The organism is Streptomyces triticagri, assembly GCF_003429565.1.
GTDB classification, from domain to species: Bacteria; Actinomycetota; Actinomycetes; order Streptomycetales; family Streptomycetaceae; genus Streptomyces; species Streptomyces triticagri.
On sequence record NZ_QUAK01000120.1, the window covers coordinates 135,217 to 157,794 of the forward strand.

13 protein-coding genes are annotated in these 22,578 nt (G+C 70.0%); 3 read left to right on the top strand and 10 right to left on the bottom strand.

What is annotated here, in order from left to right; translation table 11 throughout:
* Positions 1 to 6: 6 nt before the first annotated feature.
* Both DY218_RS22545 and nrdR read right to left on the bottom strand, forming a co-directional pair.
* Positions 7 to 2,898, bottom strand: coding sequence for a vitamin B12-dependent ribonucleotide reductase (locus DY218_RS22545; protein ID WP_128557945.1), 2,892 nt, complete (start codon positions 2,896 to 2,898; stop codon positions 7 to 9).
* Positions 2,899 to 3,045: 147 nt separating this feature from the next.
* On the bottom strand, positions 3,046 to 3,585 hold the full coding sequence (gene nrdR, locus DY218_RS22550; protein WP_128557946.1) for a transcriptional regulator NrdR: 540 nt from the start codon (positions 3,583 to 3,585) through the stop codon (positions 3,046 to 3,048).
* Positions 3,586 to 4,052: 467 nt separating this feature from the next.
* Between nrdR and lexA the strand changes: the two genes are divergently transcribed.
* On the top strand, positions 4,053 to 4,844 hold the full coding sequence (lexA, locus tag DY218_RS22555; RefSeq protein ID WP_128557947.1) for a transcriptional repressor LexA: 792 nt from the start codon (positions 4,053 to 4,055) through the stop codon (positions 4,842 to 4,844).
* Positions 4,845 to 4,940: 96 nt separating this feature from the next.
* Here the strand turns inward: lexA and DY218_RS22560 are convergent, their stop codons facing one another.
* The 5 genes from DY218_RS22560 to DY218_RS22580 all read right to left on the bottom strand — a co-directional run bounded on the left by DY218_RS22560 (position 4,941) and on the right by DY218_RS22580 (position 13,743).
* Positions 4,941 to 6,953 (bottom strand): ATP-dependent DNA helicase, encoded by a 2,013-nt coding sequence (locus DY218_RS22560; RefSeq protein ID WP_128557948.1) that lies wholly within the window; start codon positions 6,951 to 6,953, stop codon positions 4,941 to 4,943.
* A 68-nt stretch (positions 6,954 to 7,021) separates the two neighbouring features.
* On the bottom strand, positions 7,022 to 8,926 hold the full coding sequence (locus DY218_RS22565) for an IucA/IucC family protein (RefSeq protein WP_128557949.1): 1,905 nt from the start codon (positions 8,924 to 8,926) through the stop codon (positions 7,022 to 7,024).
* Between the two features lie 168 nt (positions 8,927 to 9,094).
* Entirely contained in the window at positions 9,095 to 9,994 is a 900-nt protein-coding gene (locus tag DY218_RS22570) for a GNAT family N-acetyltransferase (protein WP_128557950.1), read from the bottom strand.
* Positions 9,991 to 11,919 carry an IucA/IucC family protein gene (locus tag DY218_RS22575; protein WP_325052016.1) on the bottom strand — a complete coding sequence of 643 codons (1,929 nt, stop codon included), beginning with the start codon at positions 11,917 to 11,919 and terminating at the stop codon, positions 9,991 to 9,993. Before DY218_RS22575 ends, DY218_RS22570 begins: the two co-directional genes overlap by 4 nt.
* 459 nt (positions 11,920 to 12,378) lie before the next feature.
* Positions 12,379 to 13,743 carry an aminotransferase class III-fold pyridoxal phosphate-dependent enzyme gene (locus DY218_RS22580; RefSeq protein WP_128557951.1) on the bottom strand — a complete coding sequence of 455 codons (1,365 nt, stop codon included), beginning with the start codon at positions 13,741 to 13,743 and terminating at the stop codon, positions 12,379 to 12,381.
* A 277-nt stretch (positions 13,744 to 14,020) separates the two neighbouring features.
* Between DY218_RS22580 and DY218_RS22585 the strand changes: the two genes are divergently transcribed.
* Entirely contained in the window at positions 14,021 to 15,247 is a 1,227-nt protein-coding gene (locus DY218_RS22585; protein WP_128557952.1) for a trypsin-like serine peptidase, read from the top strand.
* A 383-nt stretch (positions 15,248 to 15,630) separates the two neighbouring features.
* The gene (locus DY218_RS22590; protein WP_128557953.1) at positions 15,631 to 16,872 is read left to right on the top strand and encodes a trypsin-like serine peptidase; all 1,242 of its coding nucleotides are present in this window, start codon (positions 15,631 to 15,633) and stop codon (positions 16,870 to 16,872) included.
* 115 nt (positions 16,873 to 16,987) lie between these two features.
* On the opposite strand, the gene hflX is transcribed toward DY218_RS22590, so the two are convergent.
* From hflX to DY218_RS22605, 3 genes are all read right to left on the bottom strand, one after another.
* Positions 16,988 to 18,487: a GTPase HflX gene (gene hflX / locus DY218_RS22595; protein WP_128557954.1), complete on the bottom strand. Its 1,500-nt coding sequence runs from the start codon at positions 18,485 to 18,487 to the stop codon at positions 16,988 to 16,990.
* 238 nt (positions 18,488 to 18,725) lie between these two features.
* Positions 18,726 to 20,207 carry a M1 family metallopeptidase gene (locus DY218_RS22600; protein WP_128557955.1) on the bottom strand — a complete coding sequence of 494 codons (1,482 nt, stop codon included), beginning with the start codon at positions 20,205 to 20,207 and terminating at the stop codon, positions 18,726 to 18,728.
* Between the two features lie 119 nt (positions 20,208 to 20,326).
* Entirely contained in the window at positions 20,327 to 22,531 is a 2,205-nt protein-coding gene (locus tag DY218_RS22605) for a RelA/SpoT family protein (protein WP_128557956.1), read from the bottom strand.
* Positions 22,532 to 22,578: the final 47 nt, after the last annotated feature.

Sequence of the window (22,578 nt, forward strand, 5' to 3'; positions counted from 1 at the left end):
TGCTGGTCAGCTGCAGCCGCTGGTCGAGCCGCAGCCCTCGCAGATGTAGCAGGAACCGGCCCGCTGCATCTTCGTACCGCAGGAGAAGCAGAGCGGCGCATCGGCGCTGATGCCCAGCTGCATCTCGACCAGTTCGGCGGAGGTGTGCGCCTGCTGCGGCGCGGGCTCGGAGCCCGGGGCCGCGACCGACTTCAGCAGCTCCTGGGCGCGCGGGGCGGACTGTGCGAGCGCCTCGACGTCCACCTCGTCCTCGTTCGGCTCGTACGAACCGGTCTCGAGGTGCCGCTGGCGCTCCTCGGCGGAGTGGATGCCGAGCGCCGAACGAGTCTCGAACGGCAGGAAGTCGAGCGCCAGGCGCCGGAAGATGTAGTCGACGATCGACTGCGCCATCCGCACGTCCGGGTCGTCCGTCATGCCGGCCGGCTCGAAGCGCATGTTGGTGAACTTCGAGACGTAGGTCTCCAGCGGGACGCCGTACTGCAGACCGACGGAGACCGCGATCGAGAAGGCGTCCATCATGCCCGCGAGGGTCGAGCCCTGCTTGGACATCTTCAGGAAGACCTCGCCGAGGCCGTCGTCCGGGTAGGAGTTGGCGGTCATGTACCCCTCGGCACCGCCCACCGTGAAGGAGGTGGTGATGCCGGGCCGGCCCTTGGGCAGGCGCTTGCGGACCGGGCGGTACTCGACGACCTTCTCGACGGCGCCGCGGATCTCGCCCTCGGTCTTCTCGGCGATCTCCTCGACCTCCTGCTCCTTCTTCTTCGCGGAGAGGGGCTGGCCGACCTTGCAGTTGTCGCGGTAGATCGCGAGGGCCTTGACGCCGAGCTTCCAGGCCTCGAAGTAGACCTCTTCGACGTCTTCGACGGTCGCCGACTCGGGCAGGTTCACCGTCTTGGACAGCGCGCCGGAGATCCAGGGCTGGATCGCGGCCATCATGCGCACGTGGCCCATCGCGGAGATGGAGCGCTCGCCCATGGCGCAGTCGAAGACGCTGTAGTGCTCGGGCTTGAGACCGGGGGCGTCGATCACATTGCCGTGGTCGGCGATGTGGGCGACGATCGCCTCGATCTGCTCCTCCTGGTACCCGAGGCGGCGCAGCGCCTGCGGCACGGTGCCGTTGACGATCTGCATGGAGCCGCCACCGACGAGCTTCTTGAACTTGACCAGCGCCAGGTCCGGCTCGAGGCCCGTGGTGTCGCAGGACATCGCCAGACCGATGGTGCCGGTCGGAGCGATCACCGAGGCCTGCGAGTTGCGGTAGCCGTGCTTGTCGCCGAGCCGGACGACGTCCTGCCAGGCCTCCGTGGCGGCGGCCCAGACCGGGGTGTCCAGGTCGTCCATGCGGACGGCCTTGGCATTGGCGTCGGCGTGCTGCTTCATCACGCGCTTGTGCGGCGTGGCGTTCTTCGCGTAGCCGTCGTACGGGCCGACCACGGCGGCCAGTTCGGCGGAGCGCTTGTACGAGGTGCCGGTCATCAGGGAGGTGATGGCGCCGGCCAGGGCGCGGCCGCCGTCGCTGTCGTACGCATGGCCGGTGGCCATGAGAAGGGCGCCGAGGTTGGCGTAGCCGATGCCGAGCTGGCGGAAGGCGCGGGTGTTCTCGCCGATCTTCTGGGTCGGGAAGTCCGCGAAGCAGATCGAGATGTCCATCGCGGTGATGACCAGCTCGACGACCTTGGCGAAGCGCTCGGACTCGAAGGACTGATTGCCCTTGCCGTCGTCCTTGAGGAACTTCATCAGGTTCAGCGAGGCGAGGTTGCACGAGGTGTTGTCCAGGTGCATGTACTCGCTGCACGGGTTCGAGCCGTTGATCCGGCCGGACTCCGGGCAGGTGTGCCAGGCGTTGATGGTGTCGTCGTACTGGATGCCGGGGTCTGCGCAGGCCCAAGCGGCCTCGGCCATCTTGCGGAAGAGGCTCTTGGCCTCGACCTCCTCGATGACCTCTCCGGTCATCCGGCCCCGCAGGCCGAACTTGGAGCCGGCCTCGACGGCCTTCATGAACTCGTCGTTCACCCGCACCGAGTTGTTGGCGTTCTGGTACTGCACCGACGTGATGTCGTCGCCGCCCAGGTCCATGTCGAAGCCCGCGTCACGCAGGGCGCGGATCTTCTCCTCCTCCTTGACCTTGGTCTCGATGAAGCCCTCGATGTCGGGGTGGTCGACGTCGAGGATGACCATCTTGGCCGCGCGACGGGTGGCACCACCGGACTTGATCGTGCCGGCGGAGGCGTCGGCGCCGCGCATGAAGGAGACCGGTCCGGAGGCATTGCCGCCGGAGGACAGCAGCTCCTTGGAGGAGCGGATCCGGGAGAGGTTCAGGCCTGCGCCGGAGCCTCCCTTGAAGATCATCCCCTCTTCCTTGTACCAGTCGAGGATCGACTCCATGGAGTCGTCGACGGAGAGGATGAAGCAGGCCGAGACCTGCTGGGGCTGCGGCGTCCCGACGTTGAACCACACCGGCGAGTTGAAGCTGAAGATCTGGTGCAGGAGGGCGTACGCCAGCTCGTGCTCGAAGATCTCCGCGTCGGCGGGCGAGGCGAAGTAGCTGTTGTCCTCACCGGCCTTGCGGTACGTCTTCACGATCCGGTCGATCAGCTGCTTGAGGCTGGTCTCCCGCTGCGGTGTGCCGACGGCACCCCGGAAGTACTTGCTGGTGACGATGTTGACCGCGTTCACCGACCAGAAGCCGGGGAACTCGACGCCACGCTGCTCGAAGTTCACCGAGCCGTCGCGCCAGTTGGTCATGACGACATCACGGCGGTCCCACTCCACCTCGTCGTACGGGTGCACGCCGGGGTTGGTGTGGATTCGCTCGATGCGGAGTCCCCGCCGGGTCGCAGCAGCGGTCTTGGATCCCTTGCGGGAACCTCGTGCCGGACCGCTCGTCGTCTCTGTCATGCCGCCTCCCTGTATCGGGCTAAAACGCCCTGAAGTGCCGCGTTCTTCCCGTGGCACGGTGTTGTCTCTGATGCCGTGAGCGCCGCAAGGGCAACCCCTGGCAGGTCTCGATCGCCGCCGAATCCGCCGGATCGCGCCGGCCGCGGTTCAGTCGGCCGCTGTGGCGGGCACGGGGACCTCGGGTGCCCCGGTCGAACCGCCTTCACCCTCGGGCCGGGCGTCCGGCCTCTCGTCATCGCCGCCCGGCCCGGTGCGCAGTTCCTCGATCGCCGCTTCGAAGTCCTCGAGCGAGTCGAAGGCCCGGTACACGGATGCGAAGCGCAGGTACGCGACCAGATCGAGCTCGCGCAGCGGGCCCAGTATGGCCAGGCCCACGTCGTGCGTGGTCAGTTCGGCGCTGCCGGTGGCCCGTACCGCCTCTTCGACCCGCTGGCCGAGCTGAGCGAGGGCGTCCTCCGTGACCGGCCGCCCCTGGCACGCCTTGCGTACGCCGTTGATGACCTTGGTACGGCTGAAAGGTTCCGTCACCCCGCTGCGCTTGACGACCATCAGCGAGCAGGTCTCCACCGTCGTGAATCGACGGGTGCAGTCCGGACACTGACGCCGCCGGCGGATCGACGTGCCGTCGTCGGTGGTGCGGCTGTCGACGACCCGACTGTCGGGGTGCCTGCAGAAGGGACAGTGCATGGCTCCCAACCCTCCCTCACAGCACGACTGTATGGCCTCACCGGGGGACGAAGGCCCCCTCGAAGCAGTCCCAAGCATAGGCGATGCCGGAGCCTCTGAAAGACCCGGACCACAACTTGTGGGCTGCTGATGCAATCCAACCACTAGATCTGGGGTTTGGCCGCACAATCGACACCAACGCGTGTCGCGAGCCCCGCGGCGCCACGAGCCTACGGGACAGGCTTCCGGCAGCCGCGCGCCGGGCGGGAGTGGCAGACTGAGCACCCACACCGAAGCGGGTGCGCGGCACAGCGGCGAACAGTACCGCAATCATCCGAATTGCCCGCTGTTCGATACTCCGGCAGTACACCTGAGCACATGATCACGTCAGGGAAATCCAGGTTTTTCACTCGAACGTGTGTTTGGCGCAACCTTTCGAAAGCAACTACCGTTGTCCAGCTAGGGAGAACATCGCGAGAGGGGCCGCCATGACCACCACCGCAGACAGCGCCACCATCACCGCCCAGGACCGCAGCCGCGGCCAGGGCCGACTGGAGCCGGTGCACGCCATGAACGACTCGGGCACGAACCCGGAGACGCCGAAGCCTACGCGCTCGCTGCCCGGGCGACCTCCAGGCATCAGGGCGGACAGCTCGGGCCTCACCGATCGGCAGCGGCGGGTGATCGAAGTGATCAGGGACTCCGTGCAGCGCCGCGGTTACCCACCGTCCATGAGGGAGATCGGGCAGGCCGTTGGCCTCTCCAGCACCTCATCGGTGGCTCACCAGCTGATGGCCCTGGAGCGCAAGGGATTCCTGCGTCGCGACCCGCACCGCCCGCGCGCGTACGAGGTCCGGGGGTCGGACCAGCCCAGCGCGCAGCCGACGGACACTTCGGGCAAGCCCGCCGCCTCCTACGTGCCACTGGTGGGCCGGATCGCGGCCGGTGGCCCCATCCTGGCCGAGGAGTCGGTCGAGGACGTCTTCCCGCTCCCCCGGCAACTGGTCGGTGACGGCGAGCTCTTCGTGCTCAAGGTCGTCGGTGACTCGATGATCGAGGCCGCCATCTGCGACGGCGACTGGGTCACCGTCCGCCGCCAGCCCGTCGCGGAGAACGGCGACATCGTGGCGGCGATGCTCGACGGCGAGGCCACCGTGAAGCGCTTCAAGCGCGAGGACGGACACGTCTGGCTCCTCCCGCACAATGCGTCCTACCAGCCGATCCCCGGCGATGAGGCGACCATCCTGGGCAAGGTCGTGGCTGTGCTGCGGCGGGTCTGAGACCTTCCGCCCCCCCTCAATCCGGGCCCCGGGACCAACTGCGCCGGTCCTGGGGCCCTGTTCGTATGCGTGGACAGGCGCCCGCGGTGCGCCGGCTCAGCTCACCGGCCCGGCATCGGTATCGGCCTCCGCCTTCGCCGCCGCGTCGATCGCGGAAAGTGAACGGCGCACCTGATTGCGGTCCGTCGTGTACCAGAAGTCCGGCATCGAAGCCTTGAGATAGCTGCCGTAGCGCGCGGTCGCGAGGCGTGGATCGAGGACAGCAACCACGCCCCGGTCCCCCGAGGCCCGGACCAGACGTCCCGACCCCTGAGCCATCAGGAGTGCCGCATGTGTGGCCGCGATCGCCATGAAACCATTGCCACCCGCCTCTTCCACGGCCTTCTGGCGGGCGCTGAGCAGAGGGTCGTCGGGGCGGGGGAAGGGGATCTTGTCCATCACGACCAGCTGACAGCTGGCCCCGGGCACATCCACCCCTTGCCACAGCGACAGCGTGCCGAACAGACACGTACGCGGATCCGCCGCAAAGCCCTTGATCAGCTCGCCCAGGGTCTCCTCTCCCTGCAGCAGGATCGGATACTCCGGGATCCGCGATCTCAGCTCCTCGGCCGCCGACTGCGCGCCGCGCATCGACGAGAACAGACCCAGAGTGCGCCCACCACTGGCCTGGATCAGCTCGGTCAGCTCGTCGAGCATGTCCGTACGAGCCCCGTCCCGGGCCGGCCGGGCCAGATGCTTGGCGACATAGAGGATGCCCTGCTTGCCGTAGTCGAAGGGGGATCCGACGTCGATCCCCTTCCAGACCGGCAGCTCCTCGGCCGAGGCATCGCCCGGTGCGGCCGTGCCCTCGGGGGCCAGGCCGAGAGAGGCGCCCACGCCGTTGAAATCGCCGCCCAGTTTCAGCGTGGCCGAGGTCAGGATCACCGAGCGGTCGGTGAAGAGCTTCTCGCGCAGAAGTCCGGAGACCGACATCGGAGCCACCCGGAGCGATGCACCGAACCGGTCGTGGCGCTCGTACCAGACGACGTCCCATTCGGAGCCTGCGGTGATGCGCTCCGCGACGTCGTGGACGGACTCCACCGCGGCCATCGCCTGCTTCCGCACGGCGTCCTCGTCCGTGACGGACTTGTCGCGGGTGGCGCCCATCGCCGAGATGACGTTCCGCGCGGCGTCGCGGAGGGCGAGGAGTGCGTACCCCAGGTCCTCCGGGATCTCCTCCAGCCTGCCCGGCAGCGCCAGCTCCATGATCCGCTCGAACGTCTCGGCGGCGGTCTGGAGTTGGTCGGCCGCCTTTTCGTTGACCAGCTTCGCCGAGCGTCGGACCGCGCGGTTGACCTGACCAGGGGTGAGCTCGCCGGTGGCCACGCCCGTCACCCTTGAGACCAGCTCGTGCGCCTCGTCCACCACGAGCACCTCGTGCGAGGGCAGGACGGGGGCGCCCTCGATGGCGTCGATCGCGAGCAGCGCGTGATTGGTGACGACGACCTCGGAGAGCTTCGCGCGCTCCCTGGCCATCTCCGCGAAGCACTCCGCGCCGTATGCGCACTTGGATGCTCCGAGGCACTCCCGGGACGAGACGGACACCTGGGACCAGGCCCGGTCGGAGACGCCCGGCGTCAGATCGTCCCGGTCCCCCGTCTCCGTCTCGTCCGCCCAGTCCCGCATCCTCAGCAAGTCCTGGCCCAGCTTGCTGGTCGGTGCGGCCGCCTCGAACTGGTCGAAAAGGCCCTCCTCCTCGTCCTGCGGCACGCCCTCGTGCAGGCGGTGCAGGCACAGGTAGTTCGACCGGCCCTTGAGCATGGCGAACTGGGGACGGCGGCGCAGCAGTGGATGGAGCGCATCCACCGTGCGCGGCAGATCCCGCTCGACCAGCTGCCGCTGGAGAGCCAGCGTGGCCGTCGCGATCACCACCCGCTCGCCGTGAGCGAGGGCCGGCACCAGATAGCCGAGGGACTTGCCGGTGCCGGTGCCGGCCTGGACCAGCAGGTGGGCGTCGCCGTCGATCGCTTCGGCGACCGACTCGGCCATGGTCACCTGGCCAGGGCGCTCCGTGCCGCCGACGGCGGTGACGGCGGCATGGAGGAGTTCGGAGAGGGAGGGCTTCGTCATAGCTCGACCACCCTAAAGCCAGCCACTGACAATCCCCTCCGTCACTTCGGTCACGGCTGGTGCTTCGGTCACGGCTGGTGCAGGGGGTTGGGGACGGTGCCGTGGACCGCTGCGTGCGGGCGGTCGGGGCGGTCCCGGTAGCCGTCCAGGTGGAGGCGGTTGCGGTTGAGGCAGAGCCGCTCGATGCGTTCGGTGAGCAGGTCGAAGGTGTCGAAGCGGTCCTTCAGCCCGGGGAACCTCGCCTGGTGCCGGAGGATCTCCGCCCGAACGAGCGACCAGAACTCGCGCTCCGGCACTCCGAGATGGTCCTCGCAGAGCGGCGCGAGGTACCGGAACACTCCGACGAAAAGCCCGGAGTGAATGAACTGGGTGAGGAACTCGGGCGGCTCGGTCAGCAGCACTCGGCGCACGTCATCGGGCATCGACGCGTGCTCGGGGAGCGGGGTGGCGCTGATGTTCACATCGTCCACGAAGTCCTTGACCGCGAGGCGTACCGGTACGTCGTGCTCGTCGAACACGACGATGGCGTTCTCGCCGTGCGGTGAGAAGACCGTGCCGTACCGGTACAGGAAATGCAGGAGCGGGGGCAGCAGGGCGGCGAAGAGGTGACGCAGCCAGACCCGCGGCTCGAGGCCCGAGCGTTCGACGAGCTCCGCGGTGAAGGACCGGCCCTGCGGATCGGTGTGCAGCAGCGCGGCCAGCGTCCTGGCGCGCTCCCCCGGCTCGAGGTGGCGGTCGAGCGGCTCGCGCCAGATCGCCCCGAGCAGCTCCTTGTACTGGTACGGGACCTCCTCGAGCCCGTCGTACACGGGGTGTTCGACGGCGACCGAAGCGACTTCGCCGAGCAGGATCACCCGGCAGGTGTCGCGCAGGAACGGATCGTGGTCCCGCAGTCCGTGCACCCAGGCGGTGACCGCGGGGGCCGCTGCGGTGCGCTCGGTGGGGAGGCCGCGCCATACCAGGGTGTTGAGTACGGACAGCGGGAGCTTCACCGTATGCCGGTCCGGCCTCGAGACGTTGAGGAACGTACGGATCGACTGCTGTGGCAGCCGCAGATCGGTGTCCGCTCCCGTGGGGAGCGGCACGATGTCGCCGGCCGCCACGGACTGGGCGAACAGCGGGAGCACGATGTCGTCCCACTGCCACGGGTGGACGGGCAGATAGAGGTACTCGTGCGGGTCGTGGCCGCGGGTCGCGAGCGCCGCCGCGAAGACCTCGCGGGTCGGCGGGTCGAGTTCGCGTTCGTAGAGGTCGGCGGCGGAGTCGAGGCCTGCCACTCCCCGGTAGTGGGCGAGACTGCGGCGTACCGCGATCCAGGGCAGCGCGGTGGCACGGCGGGCCTCGGGGGCCCAGGTCGCGGCGTCGGTGGCGGAGAAGCCGAGGCGGCCCTTGTTCATGACGATCCAGGGGTGGCCCGTCTGGTGGCCTTCGAGCGCCGCGTAGTCGAGTTCGGCGAGCTGCCCTGCGGTGAGGGCGCTGTGGTCGAGCTTGGCGTCGGCGGCGAGCGTGGCGCTGAGTTCGCGGACCAGGTGGCCGAGTGTGGCGCCGTCGAGGTTCAGCGTCGTGCGTGCCCGGGTGAGGAGGAGTATCGGGTCCTCGAAGACGGTGGCGGCCTCGGGGTGTCGTCCGTTCGCACCGGGGCGCGAGGGCGCGCGGAGGGTGAACGAACCGGGCAGGACGCGCCAACTGTCGTACGCGCAGCGGCGTGCGCGGAACTCCAGGCGGGCGCCGTCGTCGAGGGCGAGGGTGTAGTGGTCGGGGCCCGTGTCCGGTGCGGCCGCCGGGGTGACGATCTGCTCGTGGGCGAACTCCGAGATCATCTTGGCGAGCAGTCGGCGGGCCGCCGTCGTCCAGGCGCGTCGGTTCAGTTCGGGCGGTTCCAGGAGCGAGGTGAGGTCGGAGGACTTGTCGGACGGGGGGACCTCGGGGGATTTCTGCACGGGAGCTCCGGTATCTGGAGGGTCGGCAGGCATCGGCGGGTCGCGGTGCTCGGGAGGCCGGTGCATGTCGGGGCGGGGACGGGGGTGAGGCGATGGCAGGAGCCGGGGCGGCGCGGTGAATCCGTCGGGTTCGGATGGGAACCCGACCGGCTCGGCCGGTGTACTAGAAGTGACAAGCGGCTGGGGATGGTTGGGGAGGAGTCACAGTGGCGGTGACGGTGACGGTGTTTGTGCGGTCGACGTGGGCGGGCCGGGGACGGGACCCGACCGGCCGGTCGGCTGGTTCTTCCGGGGCCGGGGCCTGGGCCGGGGCGTGGGACTGGTGCGGGCGATGCGGTCGTGGACCATGAGGGCCGCACGTTTGTCGGGCAGGTCGACTTCTTCGGAGTTCCGGAATCCTGCGGCCTGGAATGCCGCGACGGAAGGGGTGTTACGGACGTCGGGCTCCGCGACGACGCGGGTGCACCGGGTGCGATGGTCGAGTACGAGGCCGGTGACGGCCGCGATGAGGATGGTCCCGAGACCTCTGCCCCGGTCGCCGGCTCCACCGATGAGCAGATGGATCCCGGTGTCGTGCGGGCGGGCCGGGTAGTGCCGGGCGAGTGGGTCGAGGTCGGCACGGTAGAGCTCCCAGTAGCTCATGGGGACGCCGTCCAGAACGCCCAGGCAGGGAGCGCTGCGGCCGTCTCCCTCGAGTTGCGGGCGCAGGTGGTCGGCCGTGACGTCTTCCGGGCCCGCCAGGTCCCAGAAGGCCGCCACGGTCGGGTCGTTCATCCAGCGGGTGATCAACGGCAGATCGCGATCGAGGCGCACCGGCCGGAGGTGGAACACTCCGGCCGTGGTCACCGCGGGTGCCCAGTCCGCCACTTGATCGAGGAGGTCGCCCTCGGTGACGTGGGCATCGTCGGGACGGCGGGTGAGCCGGTCGCGCGGTCTCCGGTTCAGAAGGGCGATGAAATCGTCCGGCAGCCGGAGGTCGAGGGTGTCCTCGACGTCTGCGGTGGCGAGTTCCGGTTCTGCCGGGGTGGCAGGGCCGGCGCCGGCGCCCGTGCTGGCTTCGGTGGCTGACACAGTGACGCTCCTCTCCTGGGAGACGTTCATGTCCGGGAGTGATGAAGGGGGTTGGCGATGGTGACGTACACGGACTGGGTGTCCACGGGGCCGACGAGCTCGTCGAGCCCGTGCACCCGAGTGAGCAGGTTGGCCTTGCACCGCAGCACCGATGACTCGAGGAGCTGCTCGGCGAAGGAGGAACGCAGCTTGTGGGTGCCTGAGTTGACGTCCCCGAGGAAGCGCCGGAAGGCGGCGATGAGCAGCTGCTCGTCCGCGAGACCCTGCGAGCCGAAGGCGCCGATCAGGCCGAGGATGTTGTTGATACCGAGGTAGTAGACGAAGCGCTCGTCGGTGACCGGATCGGGGACGAAGGTGTCGCTCGCCACTCCGAGGCCGGGGAGACGGCGGTCGAGGTCGGCGCGCCGGGACTCGCGGAAGTAGTAGCCCTGATTGTCCCGATAGCGCCCGCCGGCGGGCCAGCCCTCGGGATCGAGGACGACCAGCGTGTTCTGCTGATGTGCTTCCAGGGCCACACCGGCTTCGCTGTCGAACCAGAGCACCGGGCGGACTACGTGCTCGAGATAGCGCAGGAACCACTCGGCTGCCACTGCTCCCCGGGAGCGGCCGGTGCGCGCGGCGAGCGAGGTGACGATCTCCTCCAGCGCGGAGCGCATCGGAGCCGTGCCGTGCTCGTGGCCCGCCTGCCCGCTCATCTCGCCGGTCCCCTCGGGGGCTACGGGTCGGGGCGAGACGAGGCCGGCCACGCAGCGGACGTTGTCACCGGGCGCAAAGGGGTTGTTGCGGATCATCACGTCGAGTCCGGGCAGCGGAGCGCCTCCGGGTTCGGTGACAGAGAGCCATGCGGGGTCGCGCACGATGTCGAATCCGGGGTGCGCGGCCTGCCACTGGTCGGCGAGGCCGCTGCGCAGCAGGCGATGGACCTCGACGCCGCGGCGGAGCTCCTTGTGCAGGTTCTCGCGGCGGGAGTTGGTGATGCGCAGTCCGAGAGAGAGTTTGAGCATGGCAGGGGCGCCGGGTCGGTAGAGCGTGCGGACGGAGGAGGTGGGGAACCACGGATCGCCCTGTGCACCGAGGTCGTGGAGCAGTCCGGCGTCGAAGAGTTCGGCGACCTCGGGACGGTGCCTCGACTCGCGGGCCTGCCAGGGGTGGAGAGGGAGAGCGGCGTGACCGTCGGGAAGATCGAGCCACGATCCCGCCATCCTGACCGTGAGCTTCCTGGCGCTGATCGAGCGTCCTCGTTCCGTCCAGGCGGAGTCCTCGGCGAGGACGGCTGGGTGGACGGCGTACCAGTGCAACGGGAAGGAGCCGCGCAACTCGGGTGAGTAGCGCAGTGATTCGGCGTCGGAGAGGCCTTCGCGGCTCTTGGGTGTGGGGTGCAGTGGATGGCCGAGCGTCAGGGACTGCTCCGCGGCGAGGAAGGCATCGGCGGCATCCCCCGTGGAGTTCCTTCGCTCCTTGAGGAAGGTCGCGGTGCGTCGTACGGAGTCGGCGACGCGGCCGGCCAGGTCGCCGCCGTCCCCGCGGAAGGTGCCCTGGTCGGTGGGTTCCTGCGAGCCCGAGGCTTCCCTGACGAGGAGACTCGCCACCGTGACGGCGTCGGCCGGAGGTGCGCCGGGCGGTGCGCCCTCGAGGCGGGGTGGCCCCAGCCGGTGCGCTCCGGTGACCGACCAGTAGTGGACGGGGACGGTCAGGGCGGTTCCGCTCGACGGGAGCGGGATGCGCAGCGTGGTCGTTCCTGCGGTTGCCGCTCCGGTGCCGGCAGTGCCGTCGGTGGCCGCGTGCGGAGCCGGGACGTCGTTCTCCCGGATCCAGCAGCGCAGCAGGTTCTCGACGGCTGCGGCCTCGGCGGCGGTTCCCGGGTCCGGGTGCTCGAGCAGGTCGGCCGGGCCGGCATGACGGGAGTCGTCGCTGGGGCGCGGCGTGGCGTGCGGGACGGTCTTCTGCCGTGGCACGGCGCTCGCCTCGGCCACCAGGGGGGCGGTTCCGAGTGAGGGAGTGGGGCCGAGTGCAGAGGGAGTGTCGTGGTGACGACCGTCGGGTGCGGAGTTGAGGTTCAAGTGATGTTCCTTGTGCGATGGCTGATGCGGTTCGTGCGCAGGTCGCGAGGTGGGCCTGCTCCGGGTGTCGGGCGGGGGCCGGTATGGCGTGCGCCGTCGGGAGCCGCCGGGACCAGTTCCGGTTGCGGGTCGCGTGCCGGCGCGCCGCGTTGGGCCGGCGGGGACGCGCTGCGGCCCGCTGGGTTCGGCGAGGTGACCGACCCGGCCGGTGACACGGTGTCAGGGCCGCCTCCCCGTGACGGGAATCCGGTACGGGCGCAGGCCGGGGGACGGCGCTCGGCCGCGACAGTCCGAGTCCGGCCGGGCGGGGTCGTGGTGCGGCTGCCGTACGGCGGCAGTTGCCGGCCACAGCGTTCACCAGCGGGGTGCGGACGCGGTCAGTGCGTCGGCGAGACGGTCGAGGACTGCGGAAGCCTGTTCGTCGGTCAGGGTCAGCGGCGGGAGCAGGCGTACGACGCTGGGCTGTTCGCCACCGAGTTCGACGATCAGACCGCGTCGCAGGCACTCACGTTGGACGGATTCGGCCAACTCTGGTGCCGGCGGGGCGGGTTGGCGGTCGGCTTCATCCGGGGTCCCTGGCCTGGCCGCGGAGCCGCCTTCGGGATCGACCAGCTCGATGCCGATCATCAGTCCTCGCCCACGGACCTCGCCGATGCAGGGGTGCCCCGCAGCGAGCGCACGGAGTCGGTCGAGCATCCGGGCTCCGAGGATGGCGGCGCGTTCGGCCAGTCCGTTGGCGGTGACGTGGGCGAGGGTGGCGGCACCCGCGGCCATGGCCAGCTGGTTGCCGCGGAACGTCCCGGTGTGCAGTCCGGGAGATCGGGCATCGAGCCCTTCACGGTGGACGACGACCGCCAGAGGCAGACTGCCGCCGACGGCCCGGGAGAGGATCATCACGTCGGGGACGACGCCGCTGTGCTCGACGGCCCAGAAGGCGCCGGTGCGGCCGACGCCGGTCGCCGTCTCGTCGACGATCAGCGGGATGTCGCGGGCGGCGGTGATTTCCCGTATCCGTCGCATCCAGGCGTCGGGCGCCGGGTGCACCCCCGCGCCCTGCACCGCTTCCACGAGCATTCCCGCGGGCCGGTGGGGGCCGGATTCCACGTCATTCAGGAGCGCCTCGGTCCATCGCGCGGAGAGCTCGCCGCCCTGCGGTCCGCCGATTCCGAACGGGCAGCGGTAGTCCCGCGGGAAGGGCAACCGAGCGGCCCGTACGTCCTCCGCATCGCCGGCGCTCGTGCCGTGGTGGGCACCCGCGAAGACGAGCGTCCCCCGCCGCCCCGTGGCCCTGCCCACCAGCTTCAGCGCGGCCTGCACCGCCTCGGCGTCGCCCGGCCCGCAGAACTGGATGCGTGCACGGTCCGCGAACGCGGACGGCAGCGACTCGAACAGAGCCTCGGTGAAGGCCTCCTGCGCGGGCGTGACGAGGTCCGGTGTGTGCAGCGGTGCACCCGAATCCAGGACACCGCGGATGGCGTCGAGGACGACGGGGTGATTGTGACCGAGCACCAGCGACCCGGATCCGGAGAGGCAGTCGAGATAGCGCTTGCCGTCGGCGCCCTCGATGGTCAGACCGCGCGCCCGCACCGGCACGATGGGCAGTTTCCGCGCGTACGTCCGAGCCGAGGGCTCGCCGAGCGACTGCCGTCGGAGAATCGCTCCCGGACCGTGCGGAGAAGCGGCGACCGGCACCCCCGGCGATGGATCGATCACGGCCACGACTGTGGTCCTCCCGCTGCGCTCCTGCGAGTTGGACGCCCGGCGTCCCCGAGTCAGGGGGTCTGAACGCACACCGCGTGTCCCCCGTACGTACCAACGACGCAGAGCGCGGGGGATCACGGGTCGCCGGAAGATCCTTGCCGTGACGGAACCGTTGCGGAGCCGTGGGCCGTCCCCAACGGCACCGGCATAGTGTGTGGGTGCTCGATCGGGCACCTGCCGGTGCGGACGAGCGAGCACGTTTGCCCATGAAATCCACACAGGGGGAGATCTCGACATGCAAGGTATACGTCCACGCTTCAACTTGCGGCGCAGGAAGGGGGCGAGGCGCGGCACCTCCCCCGCGACGGCAGCGCTCGCCCTCTGCGCCGCGCTCGCCCTGACCGCCACGGCCTGCGGGCCCGAGGACGACAACGCGAGCGACAAGCCGTCGTCCTCGTCGAAGGCCCCGGCGGGCGGCGACGACCAGCTCGAGATTCCGGGCGACATCAAGGACCGCCTGAAGGACCACGGGATCGACCTGGACAAGTGGAAGGACGGAGCCTGGAAGGACTGGAGCAAGGACGACTGGCTCCGCGAGGCCGAGGACTACATCAATCCGATCATCGAGGACCTCTGGGACTCGGACCGGATGAGGGATGCGGACAAGCGCCCCGACAAGCCCGTGGACAACGACATTTCGGGCGACGAGGGTGTCACCGACCCGACGCCCGAGCCCGTCGACGCCGAGCCGGTGAAGACGCCGTACCACGAGAGTGCACCCGAGGCCGGCAAGCTCTTCTTCGACGGCCCCGACGGCTCGATGGTCTGCTCCGCCACGGTGGTGAAGGACCCGGCCAACCCCGGCAAGTCCAACATGGTGTGGACCGCCGGACACTGCGTGCACGCCGGCAAGAGCGGCGGCTGGTACCGCAACCTGGCCTTCGTGCCCTCGTACAACAACGACGGGAAGTCGATCGAGGAGCTCCAGGGCGCGACCGAGGAAGAGATCGCCCCGTACGGGATCTGGTGGACCGACTGGGCGCAGACGTCCCAGGAGTGGATCGAGCAGGGTGGCGCCACCGGCGGCCAGGGCGCTCCGTACGACTACGCGGTGATGCATGTCACGCCGGAGAAGGGCGGTAGCGGCAAGTCCCTGGAGGAGACGGTCGGTTCGGCGCTCGCCGTGGACTTCAACGCGCCCGCGGTTCCGGAGATCGAGAGCATGACGGCCACCGGCTACCCGGCGGCGCCTCCCTTCGACGGGCAGCTCGCGCACTCCTGCACCGACAAGCCGGGCCGGCTCTCGCTGGGCAAGGAGCAGCCCACGATGCACCGCATCGGCTGCACCATGACCGGTGGTTCGTCGGGTGGCGGCTGGGTCCACGAGGGGCAGGACGGCAAGCCCGCACTGGTCTCCAACACGTCCATCGGCCCGGTGACGGCGGGCTGGCTCGCCGGCCCCCGTCTCGGCCCCGGAGCCAAGAAGATCTACTCGGCCGTCAGCGACAAGTACGCGAAGTAGGCGGCTCGGACGCCGGGTAGGAGCGGCACCGGTGGGCGCCGTGCCCACCGGTTCGCCGAACTGCCGGACAGTCGGGGCTTCTTGTGGACGTCCGCCACCGCGGGCGGCCACAAGAAGCCTCCCGGAGACCGGAAGTCGGGACCGGGGAGACGCCTTCACGGACCCACCGTCAAGCGTCCGCAACCGACACGGCATAGTGGCATCCGGTCTCCGGTCGGCGACCGAGAAGTGGCCACTGAATGACACGCGCATGACACTCCAGCTGTGCGCGTCTCCCCGGCGGCACACCAGCGCACGCCGGACACCCACTGACACGAGCCACGGTGAGCAGCTCACTCCGCGGCCGCATCAACGAACGAGATCCATCGGGGGTTCACCGCATCATGCGATCCATACGTCCCGCCCGCGCCGTCTCCGGGACACGCGCCCGGAGAGGCGCGCGCCGTTCCGGCCTCGCTGCGGCGGGTGCCGTACTCGCCCTCGCGATGACAGCGACGGCGTGCGACTCGGGCGACGACAAGTCCGACAACGCCGACGCCAAGCCCGAGCAGTCCCAGCCGGCGGACCAGGGCAAGGACCAGGGCAAGGACACACCTGAGATTCCCGCCGACATCGCCGACCGTCTGAAGGACCGCGGCATCGACGTCGACAAGTGGAAGGACGGCGACTGGAAGAACTGGGACAAGGACGCCTGGCTCCGCGAGGCCAAGGACTTCGTCAACCCGGTCATCGAGGGCCTCTGGAAGCCCGATCGGATGCAGAAGGCCAAGGACCCGGCCAAGACGGTCACCGCCAAGGACGCCGCAGGCGACCAGGGCGCGACCGACCCGATCCCGGACCCGGTCACCGCGCAGCAGGAGAAGACTCCGTACCACAAGCACGCCGCCCCGGTCGGCAAGGTCTTCTTCGACACTCCCGAGGGCTCGGCAGTCTGTTCCGGCACGGTCGTGAAGGACAAGCGCAACCCCGGCAAGTCCAACCTGGTGTGGACGGCGGGCCACTGCGTGCACGCCGGCAAGCAGGGCGGCTGGTTCCGCAACATCGCCTTCGTCCCGTCGTACAACGACCTCGGCAAGTCGCCCGCAGCGCTCCAGGGCGCGACCCAGCAGGAGGTCGCCCCGTACGGCACGTACTGGGCGGACTGGGCGTCGACCTCGGGTGAGTGGATCGACGGCGGCGCCGCGGCCGGCATCCCGGGTGCTCCGTACGACTACGCCGTACTGCATGTGAAGCCCGAGAACGGCAGCAAGTCGCTCGAGGAGACGGTCGGCAACGCGCTGCCCGTCGACTTCTCCACGCCCTCCGCCACCGAGGTCAGCGCGATGGGTGCCTGGGGCTACCCGGCCGCCCCGCCGTACAACGGCGTACAGATGCACAAGTGCATCGACCGCCCGTCGCGTCTCTCGCTGAGCCCGCAGAAGCCGACGATGTACCGCATCGGCTGCTCGATGACCGGCGGCTCGTCCGGTGGCGGCTGGTTCCGGCAGATCTCCAAGGGCAAGCTCGCCCTGGTCTCCAACACGTCCATCGGCCCGGCCACTTCCGGCTGGCTGGCAGGACCGCAGCTGGGTCCGGGCGCCGAGCAGCTCTACGACTCGATGAGCAAGAAGTACGGCAGCCAGTAGCGTGCCGCGGTGGGCCGCCCCGTCTCAACCCGGGCGGCCCGCCACTGCCGACATACTCGAAGGCCCGTCCCGCAGTTGCTGCGGGACGGGCCTTCGCCTCGGGTGCGTGCGCCTCTCAGCGGTCCGCGGGGATGTACTTGGCGAGCTCCGCCGCCAGTTCCTCGTGCACCCGCGCCTTGAGCACGGTGCCCTCCGCGATGTGCTCCTCGGAGATCACCTCGCCCTCGGCATAGGTGCGCGACACGAGCGCGCCCTGGGTGTAGGGCACCAGCGCCTCGATCTCGACCTGGGGCCGGGGCAGTTGGTCGTCGATGAGTGCCAGGAGTTCGTCGATGCCTTCGCCCGTGCGGGCGGAGACGACGATTGCGTGCCTTTCGGCCCGCAGCAGGCGCTGCAGGACGATCGGGTCGGCGGCATCCGCCTTGTTGATCACGACGATCTCCGGTACGTCGGACGCACCGACGTCTCGGATCACCTCGCGGACGGCGGCCAGCTGCTCCTCCGGCACCGGATGCGATCCGTCCACCACATGCAGGACGAGGTCGGAGTCGCCGACCTCCTCCATGGTGGAGCGGAAGGCCTCGACCAGGTGGTGCGGCAGATGCCGGACGAATCCGACGGTGTCGGCCAGCGTGTAGAGCCGCCCGCTGGGCGTCTCGGCTCGGCGCACCGTCGGGTCCAGGGTGGCGAACAATGCGTTCTCCACCAGGACGCCCGCGCCCGTCAGTCGGTTGAGCAGGGAGGACTTGCCGGCGTTGGTGTAACCGGCGATGGCGACCGACGGCACCTTGTTCCGCCGGCGCTCCTGTCGCTTGATCTCGCGGCCGGTCTTCATGTCCGCGATCTCCCGGCGCATCTTCGCCATCTTCTCGCGGATACGCCGACGGTCCGTCTCGATCTTGGTCTCACCGGGACCACGGGTGGCCATGCCGCCACCACCGCCGCCGCCCATCTGCCGGGAGAGCGACTGGCCCCAGCCGCGCAGCCTCGGCAGCATGTACTGCATCTGTGCGAGCGCGACCTGGGCCTTGCCCTCACGGGACTTGGCGTGCTGGGCGAAGATGTCGAGGATCAGGGCGGTGCGGTCGACCACCTTGACCTTGACGACGTCCTCGAGGTGGATGAGCTGACCCGGGCTGAGTTCACCGTCGCAGATGACCGTGTCCGCGCCCGTGTCGAGCACGATGTCGCGCAGCTCCTGTGCCTTGCCGGAGCCGATGTACGTGGCCGGATCCGGCTTGTCGCGGCGCTGGACGACACCGTCGAGCACCATGGCGCCCGCGGTCTCGGCGAGTGCGGCCAGCTCCGCGAGGGAGTTCTCCGCGTCGTGCACCGTGCCGCTCGTCCAGACACCGACGAGGACCACGCGCTCCAGACGGAGCTGCCGGTACTCGACCTCGGTGACGTCCTCGAGCTCGGTGGACAGACCCACCACACGGCGCAGCGCCGCACGCTCCGTGCGGTCCAGCTGCTCACCGTCCCGCGCGCCGTCGATCTCGTGGCTCCAGGCGACGTCCTCTTCCATCAGGGCATCGGCCCGAAGTCCCTCGGCAGGATTCGGCGCGGGGTTGTGCACGTTCTGTGCGTCCTGGGAAGGGGATGAAGAGGAGGTCATTGGATCCTTACGGTCGAAGGGTGGGGTACGGCTCCGGCGGACGGGCAGTCGCCCCGGCCGGAATCGCCGTGTCCGGGACGACGTGGCAGTCCCGGCACACTCGGTGATGTCAACGCCCCGGACCGTCCGAAGATTCCCCTGGGCGTTCTGTCGCACCGACGCATCGATGGTCGCACGGCACGCCCCGTCTCGTCACCAGGGTTATTCGGCGCCACGACGGAGTTCCTGCGCACCGCGCTCACGCGCCGCCGTCCGACGGCGCCGTCTCGTCCCCGTCCGCGGGCGGTGCGGACCGCCAGTCCGCGTGACCGGGCATGGGCGGCGTCTTCGCGCCGTACAGCCAGCCGCGGAAGAAGCCGGAGAGATCACGGCCCGCGGTCCACGAGGCGAGCCTGGTGAAGTCCTCGGTCGTGGCGTTGCCGTCGGCGTACCGCTGCACCCAGGCGCGCTCCAAGCGGTCGAAGGCGGAGCCGCCGATCTCCTGGCGCAGGGCGTAGAGCACCAGCGCACTGCCGTCGTAGACGATCGGCCGGAAGAGGCTGAGCTGCCGGCCCGGGGCCGCCGGTTCGGGGGCGGCCGGTGGCCCGCCCGAGGCGCGCCAGCCGTCGGAACTGCGGTACGCCTCCTTCATCCGCTCCTCGAGGGACCGGCCGGCCCGCTCCTCGGTGAACAGCGCCTCGTACCAGGAGGCATGCCCCTCGTTGAGCCACAGGTCGGACCAGGTGCGCGGGCTGACGCTGTTGCCGAACCACTGGTGGGCGAGCTCATGGACCATCACCGACTCGACGTACCACCGAGGCACGCCCTCCGTGGTGAACAGATCGCGCTCGAAGAGGGACAGCGTCTGCGTCTCCAGGGCGAAACCCGTCCGCGCTCCCGCTAGGAGCACGCCGTACGTCTCGAACGGATAGCGCCCCACCTTGTCTTCCATCCAGGCGACATGGTCCGGGGTCTTCTCGAGCCACGGCTCGACCTTCGCGCGGTCGGCCGTCGGCACGACGTCCCGAATGGGCAGACCGTGCGGCCCCTGCCGCCGTACGACCGTCGACTTCCCGATCGCGACCTGGGCCAGTTCCGTGGCCATGGGGTGGGCGGTCCGGTACGTCCAGGTCGTACCGCGGGCGGTGGTCCGCTTCCCGGCGGCCAGGCCGTTGGCCACTGCTGTGGTGCCCTTGGGTGCGGTGATACGGAAGGTGAAACGGGCCTTGTCCGCCGGGTGGTCGTTGCACGGAAAGACCCGGTGCGCCGCATCCGCCTGGTTCGCCATGACGAGGCCGTCGCCGGTGCGGATCCAGCCGCCCTTGTCCTCGTCGCCGCCGGGGTCGCTGGTGTGCCGCACCACGAGGGCGATCGGCATGCCCTTGCGGACCGGCTTCGGCGGTGTGACGACGAGGTCCTCGCCCTGCACGGTGAATTGCGCGGTCTCGCCGCCGACGAGCACGGAACCGACCTTGCCGCGCGTGTGATCGAGGTTGATGCGCCGCAGATCGGCGGTGGCCAGCGCGTCGATCTTGGTGACGGCGTTCAGCGGACGGCTGTTGTCACCGCTGTAGTCGAAGGCGATGTCGTACGAGACGACGTCGTAGCCGGGGTTCCCGAGATGCGGGAAGAGCGGGTCGCCGATGCCGAGCGGCCCGGGCGCGGGCGCACCCGCGGCCACCAGGGCAGTGGCAGCGGCGGCCAGGAGAGCGGCCCTGATACGGGGCGAGAGCAACATGATCCACGGCTATCAGTGCCGCACGCCCCCCGGCCGACGGCGCGCTCCCGGCCCACCCGAACGAGGGGTCGTACTTCCACCCGTGACGCCCTGCGACGAGGGAAGACGCCGTGCGTGCCCGACTACGGAGCGGCCGCTGCCGGATGCTGGGCGCGGCTCACGTCGTACACGCCGGCCACCTTGCGCATGGCGCGCATCAGGGTGGGGAGCCTTGCGGCGTCCGGGAGTTGCAGCGAGTAGGTGTGGCGCACCCGGCCCTCGGTGGGCGGCTCGACCGTGGCCGAGACGATGGCGACACCCTCGATCGCGATGGCCTCGGTGAGATCGGCGAGCAGATGCGGCCGCCCGAACGATTCGGCAGTCAGGGTCACCCGGCACTCCGCGTCCCGGACCCAGCGCACGCCGACCGGTTCGCGCCCCGCCTCGGTCATCCGCTGCACCGCGGAACACTCCGCGCGGTGCACCGTCACGGCGCCGCCGCGCACCGCGAAGCCGATCACCGGATCCGGCGGCACAGGCGTACAACACCCCGCGATGCGTACGCTCGCACCGGGGCGGTCCACCACCACGTTCTCCACCGCGGGGCGGGTGGCTGCCACCGTGAGCTGCGGGCGGGGAGCGGCATCGGCGTCCTGCCGGTCGTCGGGGTGCGCGGTGAGCCAGTGCCGGATGGCGATGCGGGCGGCGGGCGTACGCGCGTGGTCGAGCCAGTCCGGAGAAGGTCCGGAAGTGGTCTCGAGCGGGGCGAGCAGGACATGCACGGTGTCGCCGTCCCTGAGGACCGTGCTCAGGGGCACCAGGCGGCCGTTCACCCGGGCACCGATGCAGGCGTGGGCATCATCGCCGTACTGCGCGTAGGCCGCGTCCACGCAGCTGGCGCCTGCGGGGAGGCCGAGCGTGCCACCGTCGGTGCGGTAGACGGTGATCTCGCGATCCTGGGACAACTCCTCGCGCAGGGACCGCCAGAAGGTGTCCGGATCCGGCGTGGCCTGCTGCCAGTCCAGCAGGCGGGAGAGCCAGCCGGGGCGGGTCGGGTCGGTGCGCTCGCCCTCCCCCTGGATCCAGTCGGTCTCGACGGCGTCCGGAGCCTCCTCGGCGCCCGATGCGTACGGATTGCCGAGCGCGACCACGCCCGCCTCGGCGACCTTGTGCATCTGATGTGTGCGGATGAGGACTTCGGCCACCTCGCCGTCCGGCCGGGCGACGGCCGTGTGCAGCGACTGGTAGAGGTTGTACTTCGGCGCGGCGATGAAGTCCTTGAACTCGGAGACCACCGGTGTGAAGCAGGTGTGCAGCTCGCCGAGCGCGGCGTAGCAGTCGGCGTCCTCGCCGACGAGGACGAGGATCCGGCCGAAGTCCGCACCGCGCAGCTCGCCGCGCTTGATGCTGACCCGGTGCACGGAGACGAAGTGCCGTGGCCGGATGAGGACTTCGGCGGGGATGCCGGCCTCGCGCAGCACGGCGCGGAACTCTTCGGCGGTCTCGCCGAGCGAGTCGGACCGCGCGGAGTTCTCCGCGAGGAGCGCGCGGGTCCGTTCGTACTCCTCGGGGTGCAGGATGGCGAAGACGAGATCCTCGAGCTCGGTCTTGAGCGCCTGGACGCCGAGGCGCTCGGCGAGCGGGATCAGGACGTCCCGGGTGACCTTGGCGATGCGCGCCTGTTTCTCCGGGCGCATCACGCCGAGGGTGCGCATGTTGTGCAGCCGGTCGGCGAGTTTGATGGACATGACCCGCACGTCGTTGCCCGTGGCGACGAGCATTTTGCGGAACGTCTCCGGTTCGGCAGCCGCTCCGTAGTCGACCTTCTCGAGCTTCGTGACGCCGTCCACGAGATAGCAGACCTCGTCACCGAACTCGGTGCGGACCTGGTCGAGCGTCACGTCGGTGTCCTCGACCGTGTCGTGCAGCAGCGACGCGGTCAATGTGGTGGTCTCCGCGCCCAGTTCGGCGAGGATCAGGGTCACCGCGAGGGGGTGCGTGATGTACGGCTCGCCGCTCTTGCGCATCTGCCCTCGGTGCGAGGACTCGGCGAGCACATAGGCGCGGCGCAACGGGTCCAGGTCCGCATCCGGATGGTGCGCTCGGTGCGCCTCGGCGACATGCCCGATCGCGTCGGGCAGGCGGCCCCGCGACGCACCACCGAGCAGAGCGGCACGGCCCAGCCTGCGCAGATCGATCCGAGGCCGGCCACGCCTGCGAGCAGGGGCGTGGCCCTCCACGGCGTGCGGCGTTGCGGTCGGGGTGTCCCTGGGGGCGTCGGTGCTCTCCGCGACGGCGCTCCCCGCGTCCGGGGCGCTGGGCGTCGCGTCCTGCGCTTCTGGACTCATGGGCACCTCCGGCGTCGACCGGCGGTGGGGCGGGCGGCGGCTTCCCC